16 protein-coding genes and 1 riboswitch are annotated in these 15409 nt (G+C 59.5%); of the genes, 8 read left to right on the top strand and 8 right to left on the bottom strand.

Features of this window, described 5'->3' with window-relative positions:
* Positions 1-97: 97 nt before the first annotated feature.
* Positions 98-703, bottom strand: a complete 606-nt coding sequence (locus AC1RMX_RS27265) for a TetR/AcrR family transcriptional regulator (RefSeq protein ID WP_096821825.1) — start codon at positions 701-703, stop codon at positions 98-100.
* A gap of 195 nt (positions 704-898) precedes the next feature.
* Here AC1RMX_RS27265 and AC1RMX_RS27260 point away from each other — a divergent pair, with 195 nt between their 5' ends.
* Together AC1RMX_RS27260 and AC1RMX_RS27255 are read left to right on the top strand one after the other, a co-directional pair.
* On the top strand, positions 899-1972 hold the full coding sequence (locus AC1RMX_RS27260; protein WP_096821691.1) for an amidohydrolase family protein: 1074 nt from the start codon (positions 899-901) through the stop codon (positions 1970-1972).
* 111 nt (positions 1973-2083) lie between these two features.
* The gene (locus tag AC1RMX_RS27255) at positions 2084-3379 is read left to right on the top strand and encodes an OmpP1/FadL family transporter (protein WP_493073589.1); all 1296 of its coding nucleotides are present in this window, start codon (positions 2084-2086) and stop codon (positions 3377-3379) included.
* On the opposite strand, the gene AC1RMX_RS27250 is transcribed toward AC1RMX_RS27255, so the two are convergent.
* The 3 genes from AC1RMX_RS27250 to AC1RMX_RS27240 all read right to left on the bottom strand — a co-directional run bounded on the left by AC1RMX_RS27250 (position 3380) and on the right by AC1RMX_RS27240 (position 6813).
* Positions 3380-4333, bottom strand: a complete 954-nt coding sequence (locus AC1RMX_RS27250; RefSeq protein WP_096821693.1) for a fumarylacetoacetate hydrolase family protein — start codon at positions 4331-4333, stop codon at positions 3380-3382.
* Between the two features lie 67 nt (positions 4334-4400).
* The gene (locus AC1RMX_RS27245; protein ID WP_493073588.1) at positions 4401-5549 is read right to left on the bottom strand and encodes a VOC family protein; all 1149 of its coding nucleotides are present in this window, start codon (positions 5547-5549) and stop codon (positions 4401-4403) included.
* Between the two features lie 202 nt (positions 5550-5751).
* Positions 5752-6813 carry an alpha/beta fold hydrolase gene (locus AC1RMX_RS27240; RefSeq protein WP_102621640.1) on the bottom strand — a complete coding sequence of 354 codons (1062 nt, stop codon included), beginning with the start codon at positions 6811-6813 and terminating at the stop codon, positions 5752-5754.
* 253 nt (positions 6814-7066) lie between these two features.
* Here AC1RMX_RS27240 and AC1RMX_RS27235 point away from each other — a divergent pair, with 253 nt between their 5' ends.
* The 4 genes from AC1RMX_RS27235 to AC1RMX_RS27220 all read left to right on the top strand — a co-directional run bounded on the left by AC1RMX_RS27235 (position 7067) and on the right by AC1RMX_RS27220 (position 9529).
* Positions 7067-7903: an AraC family ligand binding domain-containing protein gene (locus AC1RMX_RS27235; RefSeq protein WP_493073586.1), complete on the top strand. Its 837-nt coding sequence runs from the start codon at positions 7067-7069 to the stop codon at positions 7901-7903.
* 51 nt (positions 7904-7954) lie between these two features.
* Complete coding sequence (locus AC1RMX_RS27230; protein ID WP_493073585.1) at positions 7955-8551, top strand: LysE family translocator; 597 nt, start codon at positions 7955-7957, stop codon at positions 8549-8551.
* A 65-nt stretch (positions 8552-8616) separates the two neighbouring features.
* The gene (locus AC1RMX_RS27225; RefSeq protein WP_493073583.1) at positions 8617-9312 is read left to right on the top strand and encodes a tRNA (adenine(22)-N(1))-methyltransferase; all 696 of its coding nucleotides are present in this window, start codon (positions 8617-8619) and stop codon (positions 9310-9312) included.
* A 52-nt stretch (positions 9313-9364) separates the two neighbouring features.
* A complete protein-coding gene (locus AC1RMX_RS27220; protein WP_102621636.1) occupies positions 9365-9529 on the top strand; it encodes a DUF2986 domain-containing protein in 165 nt (54 codons plus the stop codon).
* Positions 9530-9632: 103 nt separating this feature from the next.
* Here AC1RMX_RS27220 and AC1RMX_RS27215 read toward each other — a convergent pair whose 3' ends face one another.
* The 3 genes from AC1RMX_RS27215 to AC1RMX_RS27205 all read right to left on the bottom strand — a co-directional run bounded on the left by AC1RMX_RS27215 (position 9633) and on the right by AC1RMX_RS27205 (position 11459).
* Positions 9633-9986 (bottom strand): DUF190 domain-containing protein, encoded by a 354-nt coding sequence (locus AC1RMX_RS27215; protein ID WP_096821700.1) that lies wholly within the window; start codon positions 9984-9986, stop codon positions 9633-9635.
* Between the two features lie 10 nt (positions 9987-9996).
* Entirely contained in the window at positions 9997-10380 is a 384-nt protein-coding gene (gene crcB, locus AC1RMX_RS27210; RefSeq protein WP_096821701.1) for a fluoride efflux transporter CrcB, read from the bottom strand.
* Positions 10381-10523: 143 nt separating this feature from the next.
* Positions 10524-10584: riboswitch (Fluoride riboswitch) on the bottom strand.
* A gap of 89 nt (positions 10585-10673) precedes the next feature.
* Positions 10674-11459: an AraC family transcriptional regulator gene (locus AC1RMX_RS27205; RefSeq protein WP_096821702.1), complete on the bottom strand. Its 786-nt coding sequence runs from the start codon at positions 11457-11459 to the stop codon at positions 10674-10676.
* 109 nt (positions 11460-11568) lie between these two features.
* Here AC1RMX_RS27205 and AC1RMX_RS27200 point away from each other — a divergent pair, with 109 nt between their 5' ends.
* Positions 11569-12465 (top strand): EamA family transporter, encoded by an 897-nt coding sequence (locus AC1RMX_RS27200; protein WP_493073582.1) that lies wholly within the window; start codon positions 11569-11571, stop codon positions 12463-12465.
* A 30-nt stretch (positions 12466-12495) separates the two neighbouring features.
* Here the strand turns inward: AC1RMX_RS27200 and AC1RMX_RS27195 are convergent, their stop codons facing one another.
* Complete coding sequence (locus AC1RMX_RS27195; protein ID WP_493073580.1) at positions 12496-14880, bottom strand: DUF3772 domain-containing protein; 2385 nt, start codon at positions 14878-14880, stop codon at positions 12496-12498.
* A gap of 158 nt (positions 14881-15038) precedes the next feature.
* Between AC1RMX_RS27195 and AC1RMX_RS27190 the strand changes: the two genes are divergently transcribed.
* Complete coding sequence (locus tag AC1RMX_RS27190; RefSeq protein WP_096821826.1) at positions 15039-15380, top strand: hypothetical protein; 342 nt, start codon at positions 15039-15041, stop codon at positions 15378-15380.
* Positions 15381-15409 lie beyond the last annotated feature (29 nt).

Here is a 15409-nt window from a genome sequence, read left to right as displayed (position 1 = left end):
GATTAGAATTGAACAACGGTGTTCAATTATCTTTTTTCGGGCAATAAAAAAGCCAGATTCCCCAAGGGATCTGGCTCAAGAAAATCAGCGTAGGACTTCAGGCTGCGAGAAGGGGCAGATCGTGTGTAGCGATGCCGCGCGCTTCATCCGCTGGCACGCCGAGAGCCCTGAGAATGAATTCGGCCATATCGGAACCCGCGTCGCGCCAGGTCTTGTGACCTTGAAGTACCAGCATCGTGGCCCCCAGTACGCCACCTCCGATCATCGCCATCACCGAAGGCAGTTGCTCCTGTCTAAAGCTGTATTGCTCACTGGTCAGGCCGCTGAGCACATCGTGCATAGGTGGACCGCCCCACATCTGTTGCAGCGTCTCATTGCTGGCCCCGTAGCGCACGATGAATGCCCCCCAGTGCGGCTCTTCATGGGCGCGGCGGATATACAGGCGGATACCGGTGGCCAAGCGGACGGCAGGGGACGCATGGGGATCTGTACTGCGCGCGGCCCTGTCGTTCATTTCGGCACTGAGCTGGCTGGCGACATCTTCGAACAGCGTCTCCACCGAGTTGAGGTTGTTGTAGATCGTGCCGCGCGCTACCCCGGCGATCTGTGCCAGTTCGCTGACATTGACCTCTTCGACACGTTTCTCGACAAACAGCCGGATCGCAGCTTCATGGATGCGCTTCTGCACGGGACTGAGTTTCAAAGCAATGAGCTCCAACGGAGAGATTCAGGACATTGAACAAGCGCGTTCAAAATAAAGCAAATCAGCGTTTGCCGATCATTGACATAATTGAACACAAATGTTCAATATTGATCTCAAGAGCTGTGCGGCCACCGAGCACGGTTCTTTACCCAGTGGCCGCAGGCGCTCGGTCGAAGCCCAAACAAGAGAGTCAGCATGTCAATCAAGCAAGGCCGTATCGATGTCCACCATCACATCATTCCACCTGCATTCGTCGATGCGATGAATGCCAGAGGGCTGCACTCCGTTGCGGGAGCGCCGCTGCCAGACTGGACCCCGGAAAAATCCATTGAGGTGATGGATGCGAACGGCATCGAACGGGCAATTACCTCGCTGTCTGCGCCCGGCGTCCACTTCGGTGACGGGGTCCAACAAGCCAGCGAGCTGGCGCGACGCTGCAACGAGTTCGCTGCGCAGATGCGTACACGCTATCCGAGCCGCTTCGGCAACTTCGCGGTGCTGCCGATGCCGTTCACCGAGGCCGCTTGCCGTGAAGCCGTTCATGCGCTGGACGTGCTTAAGGCCGAGGGCATTGTTTTGCTGGGCAGCACCGACGGGGTGTTTCTGGGTGATCCGCGCTTCGACGAACTGATGGCCGAACTCGACCGCCGAAAAGCCGTGGTATTCATCCATCCCAACATGCACCAGACCAGCGAAAGCATCGGTCTGCAGACCCCGGGATTTCTCATTGAGTTTCTCTGCGACACCACGCGCGCGGCGGTCAATCTGATCCTTGGCGGGACCATGGAGCGCTATCCCGGCATTCGCTGGATTCTGTCCCACTCCGGCGGCTTCCTGCCGTTTGTAGCCTGGCGTGTCTCGCTGGCCAACATGTTGCCGGAATTTCAGCAGCACGCGCCGCAAGGCGTCATGACCTACATCCGTCGCTTTTACTTCGACACGGCGTTGTCACCGTCACCTTATTCCATGGCGGCGCTCAAGGAACTGGTGGAGCCGTCACACATTCTTTTCGGCAGTGACTATCCCTTCGCCCCGGCTCCCGCCACGGCGCTGCAGTGCCGGACGCTGGAAAGCCTGGAGATGTGGTCGCCGGCGATCATGCATGGCATCAACCGTGCCCATGCACTCAGTCTTTTTCCGCAGTACAGCCAGCCAAATGAAGTGGTCACCCCGGCACCGATCTATGAGGGCGAATCCTTCTCTCAACGCTTGCGACGCAGCATGACCCGACCGATCGGTGCGCTGGCAGAGCGGATGCGCAAACGCTGAACCAAACCCGTCGCCATGGATGGCCGGCGACCTATCTCATCATTGAATCCAACGATCCATCCGCGTGCCTTGGGTGTTCGCGCCCACCAAAAAAATAACAAGAGCCAGATCATGACAATAAGAAATCAGCTTTGTGTGCTGGGGCTTTGCCTCACCTCCACTCAACTCCTGGCCAACGGCCTGCAAATCAACGAACAGAGCATCAGCTCGGGAGGCAAGGCTTATTCCGGTCGGGCTTCTGATGTGCAGGACGCCTCGATCGTTTACGGCAACCCCGCCGGCATGTCCCGCCTGGCGGGTGAACACGTCAGTGGCGGTCTCAGTTTCATTGATGTCAGTTCGCGCATCAGCAACGTCAATACCACGGTGTCGGGCACTTCGCACGGCGATATGGTGCCTGATCCGATCGTCGTGCCATCGGGCTTCTACACGCTGCAACTCAACGAGGACTGGCACGTTGGGTTTGGGGTTTACGCCCCGTTTGGCGGGAGCACGGACTACGAAAGCAACTTCCAGGGACGCTACCGCAGCTCGCAGACTCAGGTGAAGGTCGTCACCTTGCAGCCGACGGTCAGTTACCGGATCAATGATCGACTGTCCGTGGGTTTTGGGCCGACGATCAACCGCCTCGACGGGCTGCTCGAAAGCAAGATCGCCAACAGCGCGGTGGGCGGGCAGGGCGACGGGACTGTCAAAGTCACCGGCGACGACACAGCCATGGGCTTCAGTCTGGGCATCCTGTTCGACCCGCTCGACGACCTGACCCTGGGGCTAACCTATCACTCCAGAGTCGATTACAAGCTGAGCGGAAAGACCAAGGTCTCCGGTGCCAATGGATTGCTGGCACCGATCCCGGGGCTGGGGCTGCCGGGGCTCAACGGCAAATATGACGCGAGCCTGGATTTCACTTCACCGGAAACGGTCGATGCCTCGGCGACCTGGCGCATCAATGATCGACTGGATGTCTCCGCCGGTGCGTTGTGGAGTCGCTGGAGTCGCGTGCAGGAATTGAGGGTGCTGAACTCCGGTGTGCCACAGGCCTATGGCCCTTTCGATACGATCCTCGAAACCCTGAAGTGGCGTGATACCTGGTCGTTCTCCACCGGCATGTCCTATCGCCTGAACAAGCAATGGAAGGTTCGTGGCGGGATCGCCTATGAGCCGACGCCGATGCCCAATCAGTACACGTCCACCCGTGCACCAACGGGAGACCGGAAGATTTTCACCGTTGGCCTGAACTGGCAGATGACCGATCAGACCTCTCTGGATCTGGGATACGGCTACATCCACGAAGATCCGGTAAAAGTGTCACAGGACACGTCCCAGGGTGGGCTGCGTCCGGGTTACAGCGCCACCTACCAGAACACGATCAACGGACTTGGGCTGCAGTTGAATCACAGCTTCTGATCAGTCTTGCTCGACGACAAGATTGCGCTGGACACCCAGATCGACAATGCCGTCCGCGCTACGGATTCTCGCCTCGACCCTGTCGCCCGGCTTGAGGTAGCGCTCGCGGCTGGCCTGGGCCTTCAGAAACAGTTTCCACTTGAGGGCCTCGGGCAGCAGGGTGGCAATGCGCTGGGTGGCGGGTGATGGAATGGCCAGCGCACAGCCGGCCGGAGTGCCTGTGGCAATCAGGTCTCCGGCCGCGAGGTCTTGCACGGCAGACAGTTCTGTCAGGGTCTGCGCAGGGGTGTAAACCATGTTCGCGGTATTGTCCTCTTGGCGCAGTTGGTCGTTGACGGTCAGGCGCAGCTGCAGGGCCTTGAGGTAATGCATCTGGTTGGCTTCCAAAAGACACAAATAAGGTCCGACCGGACCGAAGGTGCGGAAACTTTTGCCTTTGTAGAACTGCATCTGCGGAATCTGGATGTCCCTCGCCGAATAGTCATTGACGATGACCAGTCCGGCCACGAACTGGTGCAGGTTGCTGTCGTCAATCTGGACCGGGCCGTTGATGTCGCTGCGCATGACCAGGCCCAGTTCAATCTCGTAGTCGAGAAAGCGGACATGGCGTGGCTTGATCAGGTCGCTGTCGGCCGGGCAAATGCAACTGGCTGCCTTGGTAAACATCATATTGTACGACTTGGCGTCCGGATCCATCCCGGACTCGATCATGTGCTGACGGTAGTTGGCACCCTGACAGACAAACTGCTGGTTGCGGGTGACCGGGGAGAGCAGCCGCACTTGATTGAGTTCGAGTGTCGGGCTCTTTAGGTCGCGCAACTGCTCGATGCTGACTTGCCGGATGAACTCGCCGGTTGTCGCGTATTGCCCAGAAACGGGCGTGATGCGCTGATTGTGAATACGTCCCCATTGGACGGTGTTCTGATATTCGAAACGGACAACCTGCACAGCCATGACAACGACTCCTGGGGGGTGAGGAGGGGGCCAGCGCCAACCTCGTGTGGTTTGCGACGCTGCAAAATCAGGCGAACAGGCGTGCCAGTGTGATCAGCTTGCGCACGCTCAGATCCGGACTGCGGCGAAGATGGCGGAACAAGGAAAGAACATTCGCCGGTGTCAGTTTCGGTTTGGTAAAACTTCTGGGCATGGATTTGCCCCACTGGGACATCGCCGCTGCGCTGATACTGTGCACACCTGTGGGCTGGTCGGCAGTGAATCGGTCACCATCACAATAGTGCTCGTGCTTGTCGCCGAACGGGTCCTGCCAGTAATCGAAGATCTGGCTTCCAAGAATGTGCCGGCCAATACCCCAGGCATGGCGCCAACCCCGATCCCGAAGAACCTTCTGGCCCATGCCGACGGCGTCCAGATCGACCACCTCATAAGCGCTATGGCTGTAGGCCGGCATGAATCCCTGGGCCAGGGCCAGCGTGTGATGGTCGGCTGGCGTGTCGCCCAGATTCAGACGCAGGAAGGCCACCGCCGGCGAACCGTCAGGCAACAACTGCACATCGCTGGGAATGAATCCGAAGTGTTGTGTGTACCAGGCGCAGGTGCGCTGGAAGTCCGCCACTTCCAGCACGAGATGGCCAAGGCGGATGATCTCCGGTGGAGCAATCGGCGGACGCTGGGTTGCATTGATGCGCACCACGCTATCCCCAAGGTTGAGTGGCAAGGGCGAGCGATGGGGCCTGGAGCCAACCACCGACTGGCCATGAAGGGCCTCGACGAGGAAACCGGACGGGTCGCGCAAGGTGACTTGTTCGCCACCGCCGGGGTGATCGCACGGCATGATGGATGATGCTTGCGGTAACAAGCTCAGACGCTGCAGGTCGGGACGGGAATCGACGCTCAGACCGAAACCAATAAAACGTGGCTTCTTGCCGCGATGTACGCGATAGCAATAGGGTGCCGTTCCGGTACCACGCAAAAGCAGCAGATCCGCATTGCGCAGAACCGTCAGCAGTCCGAAGTCCCGTAGAAATCGCTCGGTCCGTTCCAGATCCGGCCGCTCGAAAATCAGATGAGTCAGCGCATGGGCGCGCACGGTGGGTGCCTCGTGGCGTGCTGGCTGCAGGTTTTTTTGTACATTAACGGGCTGCTGTGCGGGATTAAGCTTCACTACGGGAGCCTCCAGACGCAGGAATACGGCACAGCACAAATTGAACATGATTGTTCAATTTGAGTCAAATTTGTAGTTCTGATGGATTTCGGAGTAAGCATAAATTTTCTCGGCCTGGCCGAGATCAGTTTTCTGCAAGCGCCCATGGACATGGTTCATTCATCGTGAATGCCAAGGTCTGCGCAAGTTTCACGCATGTCCATGGGTTGACATCTTTCCTTTACATCGATGAGCCGTTTGGCGTGCTACTTCAAAGGTGATCGGCGTCGATGATCGCCTTGGCAAAGGTCTGCGGACTTTCCTGCGGCAGGTTGTGGCCGATGCCGCCGTTGATCAGACGGAACTCGTACTTGCCGGTAAACCGCTTGGCGTAATCCTCGGGCGCCGGGTGTGGCGCGCCGTTGGCATCGCCTTCCAGAGTGATGGTCGGCACGCTGATCGATGGCGCGGTGGCGAGTTTCTGTTCCAGCGCTTCGTACTGGCTTTCACCCTGCACCAGGCCCAGACGCCAGCGATAGTTGAACACGGTAATGGCGACGTGATCGGGGTTTTCCAGGGCCTTGGCGCTGCGGTCGAAGGTGGCGTCGTCCAGCGCCCATTTCGGTGAGGCGGTCTGCCAGATCAGCTTGGCGAAATCGTGGGTGTTCTTGGCGTAACCGGCAGCACCACGGTCGGTGGCGAAGTAGAACTGATACCACCATTGCAGCTCGGCCTTGGGCGGCAGCGGATTCTTGCCGGCGGCCTGATTGCCGATCAGGTAGCCGCTGACCGACACCAGCGCTTTGACGCGTTCAGGCCACAGCGCCGAGACGATATCCGCCGACCGCGCGCCCCAGTCGTAGCCGCCGAGCACGGCTTGTTTGATTTTCAGTGCATCCATGAAGTCGATGACGTCACTGGCGAGCGCCGCAGGCTGACCGTTGCGCACGGTCTTGTCGGAAAGGAAGTGCGTATCGCCATAACCCCGGGCGTACGGCATCAATACCCGATAACCCTTGGCCGCCAGCAGCGGCGCGACGTCGTCGTAGCTGTGAATGTCGTAGGGCCAGCCGTGCAGCAGAATCACCACCGGGCCATCGGCCGGGCCGGTTTCGGCGTAGGCCACGTCCAGTACACCGGCCTTCACATGCTTCAACGCGCCGAAGGGCAGGTCGGCTTTCACGCTGGCGACTTCAGCCTTGACCGATTGCGGCGCCGTCGATTCTGCGTTGGCGAACGTGCCGAATTGCATCAGGGCGGTGGCGAGAATCGACAGGCCCAGCAGGCGACGACGGGTGTTGCCGGTAGCGGTGGTGTGCAGTGCATGCTTCATGGGAAGACTCCTTTGCAATCGACGGGGCCGGGTTCGGGGTGAACCCTTCTGAACTGGAGTCCAGTAAAGCCCGGCGATGTATCCGCGCTGTTTCCGGTTTGCGCGCCAGATGCAGGCGGGTGTATCCGGGAGGCGGTCGTACACACTGAGATACAAACCCGTTGCAATGCGCCGGTGGCTGCACAAATCTTCTAAACGCGCTGGCGCGAAGCGCGGTAATTTAGCCGTTGAACCCATTTCTCTGGAGCCTTGCGTGGACAAACGCAACTGGATCGACCTGTCCCAGGATGCCGACACCGGGATCGAGTCGATTCGTGCCCACTTCCAGGGCCATGCCTATGACCCGCACTGGCATGACAGTTTTCTGGTGGGCGTGACCGAGCAAGGGGTTCAGCAGTTCGATTGCCGGCGCGTGCGGCACTTCAGTACGCCGGGCAAGGTGATCATGCTGGAGCCGGGGGAAATCCACGATGGGCATGCGCCGACCGAGGAGGGTTTTACTTACTCCATGCTCTATTTCGATCCGCACTGGCTGGAGCGCGAGTTGCTTGCGCTGTTCGAACACGTGCCGGACAACAGTCAGCTCGGGTTCGCCGACACCCTGAGCCAGGACCCGCGCCTGGCCACTTCCATCAATCAGGCCTTTCACGCCCTGCATCACGGCGATTTGCGCATCGTCCGGCAAAGCGCTGTCGACCACTTGCTGGGTTCTTTGACGTCCCACCTCGACTGGCGCAAGCGTCAGGTGTTCGATCCGCGCTTGCCGCGGGTGGCTCAGGTCGCGCGGGATTATCTGCATGCTCATGCTTTCGAAGATATCGGACTCGATGATCTGGCCCGGGCCTGTGGGGTTGATCGTTTTCGTCTGACCCGGGCTTTCAAGTCGGCCTTCGGTCTGGCGCCCCATGGCTACTTGATCCAGCTACGACTGGCTCGGGCCCGACAAATGCTGGCGCGAGGCGAAACGCCCGCCAACGTCGCCAGCGCGCTCGGGTTTGCCGATCAAAGTCATTTGGGGCGCTGGTTTCGTCGCGCCTATCACCTGACCCCTGCCGACTACCGCAAACGCTGCTCAAACCTTCCAGACTGAACGTCTCGCAACCGCGACCATGGCCTCCTGTTCTGATCCGGAGTTCCTGTCATGGAATCGTTGTTGCCCTTTCTGCTGTTTTCCTTCGTTGCCTCGATCACCCCGGGGCCGACCAATATTCTGGTGATGAGCCACAGTTCGCGGCGCGGGATGGTGGCTACGCTGCCGATCATCCTTGGTGCCTGTCTGTCGGCGGCGCTGGTGGTGCTGGTGGTCGGGCTCGGTGTGGGTGAAACGCTGCTGCGCTATCCCCGCGTGCAGCAGGCAATGGCCTGGGCCGGGGTGCTGTGGTTGAGCTGGTTGGCGTGGCAGATTTTTCGCAGTACGCCGCCATCGCTGGACTCCTCAACATCGGGTGACGACAGTTTCAGCGCTTTCGGTGCCGCCGGCCTGCAATTGATCAACCCCAAGGTCTGGATGATGGCCGTGGCGGTGGTGAGCGTGTTTGGCGGGAACGGCGACGAACAGGCGCGGATGGTGTTGTTGGCCTTTGTGTTTCTGCTGGTCTGCTTGCCGTGCATGACGGCGTGGGCGTTGCTGGGGGTGGGCAGTGCGCGGTTCTTTGGTTCACCTCGGGCATTCCGGCGCATGAATGCCGGGCTGGCGTTTTTGCTGTTGTTGTCGGCTTGGTTGACGGTGTTGGTGTAGCCCCCCAGAATCGCGCCCCGATCCGGCCACAAGTGCCGGACGCTCAAGGTGAAAAGGGGTAGCGGTTGAACGAACAGACATTGTCCATGCGCCTGGAGCGTGTAGCCGCGCACGTACCCGCCGGGGCGCGCCTGGCCGATATCGGCTCGGATCATGGCTACCTGCCGGTGGCGTTGATGCGTCGCGGCGCCATCGAGGCGGCGGTGGCGGGGGAGATGGCGTTGACGCCGTTTCGCTCGGCCGAACGCACCGTGCGTGAAAATGATCTGGGCCAACAGATTACCGTGCGCCTGGCCAATGGCTTGATGGCGATCGAGCCGAAAGACGGGATCACGGCGATTACCGTGTGCGGCATGGGCGGCGAGACCATTCGCGACATTCTCGAGGCAGGCAAGGCACGTTTGAGCGGCCGCGAGCGCCTGATCCTGCAACCCAACGGCGGCGAGCAGCCTCTGCGCCAATGGCTGATGGACAACGACTACCGGATTCTTTGCGAGGAACTCTTGCGGGAAAACCGCTTCGACTACGAAATCATCGTCGCCGAACGCGATGGGCCAGTGGCCTACACCCCTGAGGAACTGTACTTCGGACCGTTGCAGATGCAGGCGCGCAGCCCGGCGTTTGTCAGCAAGTGGCAGCACCGGTTGCGACACAAGCAACAGACCCTGAGCCACTTCGGGCGTGCGCGGCATGCCGTGTGCGAAGAGAAGGTGCAGGATCTGGCCCGGCAGGTACGGTGGATCACTGAAGTGCTCGCTTGAGCCCGACTCAGGGCTGATATCATTCAACAACTTTCAAGCAGGGCAGAAAACGATGAACCGTCAGAAGAAACTGCAACAGCTCTTCAAGGAAAAATCCAGAAAGGCCAACGCCAAACTGGCGCCGAAAAGCAACAAGCCGAAGTACATCAGCAAGGCTGATCGGTTGAAACTGGCGGCTGAAGCGACTCCCGAGGAAAGCGTTTCCGTAGAGGAGTGATCGCAAGTTGCTTTGGCACAAGACCTTGCGAAAAGGGGACAGATTTATTTTCAGAAAATAAATCTGTCCCCTTTTGTCCCTTTTGTCCTTGTTCAGGGCTTGATCATGGGGCGCCATGGGTTGAAGGGGGCGGCCTATCGGCCTTTCTGCCGACAAAGCCCATTTCAATCGGCGTCCTTATGTAAAACACAGAGAAATCTTCCGTCTCCAGGCGCTTGAACAGTCTGTCGGACTCTTCTTCGGTGATCGCCATTCGGATTTCCGTCGGCTGATCCGCCAGTTCAAAAAAGTGCGAGGAATGCAGTCGCCCGGTATGGCCGAAACCTTCGATGGCAGTGGAGAGGGTCGCACCGCGCAGGCCCAGCTCCTTTGCCAGATCGACAATCCAGTCGCCGAGCATCTTTCCTTGATGACGACGGTTTTGTTGAGTGAAGAAAATCACCAGAAAACCTTTCATTTCGGTCTCCTTAACGCGTGCCAATCAATTGATAGGACAACAGTCCCGCCGCAGTCATTGCCAACGAACCGACGACGTGCAATGAAATCGAGCCGAGCGCCCAGAGCAGTCTGCCTTCCTGAATCAGGGCAACGGTTTCGGCTGAAAATGTGGAAAAGGTCGTCAGCCCGCCACAGAAGCCGGTGATGATCAGCAGCCGCCATTCGGGGCTCAGCGAAGGGGAGGCTGCAAGGAATGCGATAGCCAGGCCGATGATGTAGCCGCCGACCATATTGGCAACCACGGTGCCCGGTGGAATCGCGGGGAACAAGGCGTTTAGTTTCATGCCAAGGATCCAGCGCAACCAGGCGCCCAGTGACGCACCCACGGCAATGACCAGAAGTGATTTCAGCATACCGGGCTTACCTCTTCAGACCGTTGCGGCCAAACAGGTAGCGGAGGGGAAAAGCAAAAAACAGCGGGTTGAATAAAGGGAATCATGATCCTGTCCTGTAGTGGGGGACAGGGAAGCAGGCACGCCTACGCACCCTGTCCAGGGTTCACGTAGGCATCATCAGCACGAGGCGGTTTGAGGAGGAATGCCATCTCCTGCAAAGATCCTAAAGCAATCAGACACGGCACTTCAACGACCAAAAGGGGACAGATTGATTTTCCAGAAAATAAATCCTGAAAATAAATCTGTCCCCTTTAAAGAAGAGATTTTTCTGCAAAGTATCGACTGGGCACTTCTCCCAGCAAGTGCTTGAACGCCGTTGTGAATGCACTCGAGCTGCTATAGCCCAACATCATCGCGACCTGTGTGACCGACTGGCCTTTTCCCAACTGCACAACCGCAGAGAGCAGGCAGGCCTGCTGTCGCCATTCGATGTAACTGATGCCCGTGTGCACTCGAAACTGTCGGGTAAAGGTTCGGCGGCTCATGCCTGCACGTTGGGCCATTTCGTCGATACCCACCTCCAACGAGGGCTGGGCCAGAAATTCGCGGCATACCCGCGCAAGACGCGGTTCTGTCGGCAACGGGGCGTTGAGTGACAGCGCGGGCATCCCGGCAATTTCATGTAGCAGTAATCCCATCAGATGACCGTCGCGCCCCTGAGTGGAATAGCGCGCAGGCACATCGATTGCCTTCAGCAACAACTGGCGCAACAACGGCGATACGTCCAACACCTGACACTGATCCGCCAGCCCGAGACGCTGCGCCGCATGTTTGCGGATATAGGTGTTGTGGAGCGTGACAGGGCCGCGCATCTGCATGGAATGAGGCAGTTGCGCCGGGACCCAGATGCCGCGCTGAGGCGGGACGACCCAGTTGCCGTGATCGGTAAAGACGGTGATGACGCCACTGGCAGCATACGCAAACTGTCCACGCGGGTGGTCATGCAACGGGAACAGCGTTCCATCCGCGTAGTCACGTGCGGTCACGACGGCATCGCGGGGTGTGTTCTGGTAGGTCGGTACGGTTTTTTCACGCATGGCCCGATATTAATGAAAGTTGGCCTGTGACTGAAAGCGGGCCAGGTCGATTGCTTGCATATTTCTCCTGGCACGAGCATTTCCGCTATGCGCTGGGGAAACACTGAATATGCAAAAGAAGCACTTTTTACTCGCCGTCCTGGTAACGGCTGTCTGGGGATTGAACTTCCCCGTCACCAAGCTCGGGCTGGCCGGTATCGACCCTCTGCTGTTGACGGCGTTGCGTTTCGCACTGGCAGCGTTGCCCTGGGTGTTTTTCGTCAAGCGTCCGCAGGTTGCCTTCGGATGGATCGCGGCCTATGGGTTGATCTTCGGTGTCGCGATGTGGGCGTTGATCAATCAGGGGATCGCATGGGGCGTACCGCCGGGTAGCGCGTCGTTGCTGATCCAGTTCAGCGCGTTCTTCACGCTGGGCTGGGGCGTGCTCTTCTTTGGAGAACGCTTGGGACGGCTTCAGTTGATTGGCAGTGTGTTGGCGGCTGCAGGATTGGTGGGGATCGTCTTGTGCAGTCCCGGCGATGTACCGAGGGCTGGTTTTGCCCTGGTGATTGGCAGCGCAGTGGCCTGGAGCATGGGCAACGTGATCATCAAGGTTTCCAGAGTGCGTGAAATCTTTGCCTTCGTCGTCTGGGCGAGTTTGTTTCCACCCATCCCGCTCTTGCTGTTGACGTGGCTGCTACACGGTTCCGCTCCTTTCAATGCGCTGCCTTCGCAACTGAATGGCATGACGCTGTTTTCACTCGCGTTCCAGGTGTACGCCGCGACGCACTTCAGTTACTGGGGATGGAACCTGCTGTTGTGTGAATACCCGGTTTCGCGCGTGGCACCGTTGTCGCTGCTGATTCCGGTATTTGGCATCGTCAGTTCGATGGTCATTCTCGGCCAACACCCTGGCCCCTTTGATTGGGCGTTTATCTTGCTGGTTCTACTGGCGCTGGCCTTGGGTTCAGTGAAGTTGCCCTTCACTCAACAGCGTTCGGCTGCGCAAGTGTCCACATCCCGCTGAGGATCTGCGCTTTCAGCCGGTTTAACCGCATCAGGCACTCGGCTGCACCGGTTTGGCCAACTCAATCCCCGCCGCCCCCAGCCGCTTGAGAATCTCGAACAACAAGTCACTCTTGGTCTTGCCGACAATCCGCGGGCTGTCGACGTAACCGGTCACGGTCAGGGTAATGCCATCGGGCGAGAGCTTGCTGAAGCGCACGAACGGCGCCGGTTTGCCGAGGATGGTTTCGTGCTCTTTGTAGGTGTCGAGCAGCAGGTTTTTGACCTGCTCGGGGTCGATGTCCAGCGGGAACATCAGCTCCAGCGTCGCCACGCCCTGGGCGCTGCCGCCGAGGGTGACGTTGCGCAGGTTCTGCGAGATCAGTTGCGAGTTGGGCACGATCACGATGGAGCGGTCGCTGAGCTGGATCTCGGTGGCACGCACGTTGATCCGGCGGATGTCACCCTCGACGCCGCTGATGCTGATCAGGTCGCCGACCTTGACCGGGCGTTCGGTGAGCAGGATCAGACCGGAGACGAAGTTCTTCACGATCTCCTGCAAACCGAAACCGATCCCCACCGACAGCGCACTGACGATCCACGCCAGATTGGTCCACTTCACGCCCAGCGAAGACAGCGTCAGCAACACCACCAGCGCATAACCGATATTGGAAAACAGCGTGCTGAGGGAGGCGCACATGCCCGGGTCCATGTCGGTCTTGGGCAGGAATTCGTTGTCCAGCCAGCGGCGCAGGGCACGAATCAGGTAAATACCGATCAGCAGCGCGAGCACCGCGTTGAGCAAATGCCCGGGAACAATGTTCAGTTTGCGCAGGCCGGCGCCACCGAGAATCGCGCCGATGTTGGTGGCCAACTGGCCGAGGGTGGTGCCGATGCCGCCGACGAACAGGGTGATCACCGCCAGCAGCAACAACGCGGCGCGGCCCACGCCGGCCAGCAGGGTCGAGGCTTGTTCGAGGCGCCGGTCGCCGACCCCCAGCAGTTGCTTCAGTGCCTTGCCGCTGGAGTGGCGGGGCGAGAAGAAGTATTCGCAGCTGTCCTTGAGCAACTGCATCAGCAGGTAGAAACCGGAAAACACGATAAACGCCCACACCAGTTCGTAGGTGATGAACCGGGCCAGCGACACATATCCCGTCAGCAATGCGCCCAGGGAAATGACCATCGCCAGTGTTGCAATGGTGTAGACCACGCCGGCGAACGTGTTGCCCGTCACCTGTGCATCGCCGGCCGCCGCCAGCGCCTTGCGCACCTTGCCAACGCGCATCAGCAGCACCGTGACGATGCCCAGCACCACCAGCGCAATCACGCCCCGGCCGGCGATCACGATCTGGCTGCTCATGCCGGACGCGTTGCTGACCTGCACCGCCGTCACCAGCACCAGCAGCGTGGCGGACAGGATCCGGGCGAACGGCTTGAGTGTCTGCGCCACCGGCTCGGCAATCACCGGCAGCCGCCACGACGGGTGCTCGGTGGACAGCAACGCGCGGCTCAGGCCGGTGATCATCACGCAGGCATACACCACTTTCTGGAACTCGTCGGAGAACGTCGCCAGCATCGGTGGCAACGGCACATGCCGCGTGCAGGCGTAATACAGCAACTCCAGGGCAATCGCGGTGGTCGCCAGTGTCGCCAGCGCCGAGGCAAACGCCAGGGAACTGCGGCGCAGCCGACCTTCCGGCATGCGATGAATGCACACCCACGCTAGCCAGCGGTCGGCGAGCCGGCGGCCCAGTGTCCAGATGATGAAGGCCAGCACCACCAGCACACTGGTGTAGAACCGTTGCCCCGGCTGCCAGGCCTCGGTGCCGGTTTCCTGGATCTGATCGACGAATGAGCGCAGGCGCTGGCGATCGTCAGGGTCGGGATCGACCAATGGTGCCCAGAAACCGGGGCTCAGGATGCTGTCGGTGCCGAGGGTCAGCTCGCTTTCGAGCAACGTACGGCGAATGCTGGCAATTTGTGTGATCAGGTCGGTGGCGTTCTGCTTGAGTGTCGCCAGGTTCTTCAGGGCGGTGTCGACTTTGGTCTTCTGCTCGATCAGCGTCGCCCGTTGTGCGGCGATATCGGCCTGTTCAGCGGCTACCGTTTCCGCCGGTGTCGCCCCCAAAACGCCCAGTTGCACGGTCAGTTGTGCCTGCTGCGGCAGCAGCGACGCCGACAACCGATCGATGTCCAGAATGAACATCTGCACCCGATCCTGCGGGCCTTCGAGCTGGTTGTAGTTGTTGGCGGACGAGATCTGCTGCTTGAGGCCATCGAGGCGTTGTTGCAGCGCTTGCAGATCGTTTTGGCCGACCCCGGGAAGCGGGGCGCCGATGTCGATTGTGCTCGACAAGTCAGCGGCCGACACGGTTGTCAGGCCCGGGCCGAGCAGGGTCAGAGCGACGAATACCAATGACATCAATGCATTGCGCATGGGACTGGCTGATTCCGGTTGATCACACAATCAATGAGGTTAGGTGATCAGGCGCCTGCTGCATCATTTTCTGTTGCTAATCCTGGCTTAATGCGTGTCCGGTGATATCGCCGGGCATCGAATTGAAAGCACTCTTTTTCGCGACTAAACTCCCGGCCATGAAACGCTATCTGCGGTTTTGTCTCATCTTCCTGATCAGCCTGGCGCTTCCCCTCAGCGGGATGGCGGGCGTGCAGGCGCCGACAGAACCCTGCCCGATGCAAGCCATGGGCATGGCGATGATGGACGGCATGAACATGGATTGCTGCAAGGACATGAAAAGTCCTGCCGACCATGGCACTCCCTGCAAGCCAGGCCAGGAGTGCAAGACCGGCGGTGTGCTGCAGGTCTCGATCCTCAAGCCGCCCGTCACTGTGTTCAGCCCCGTGACGCTTTCATTCTTCAGTGATTCCCTGCCTGTAGCGACCCCGTCCGGGGTCTGGCGACCGCCCCGCGTCTGATTCCTGTCTCCCTTCGAAGCTCATTCCGC

This window comes from Pseudomonas sp. GW822-FHT03F04 (assembly GCF_058801405.1).
The sequence above is the reverse complement of the archived record's forward strand: the minus strand, read 5'-3'. Positions and strand labels throughout refer to the sequence as shown.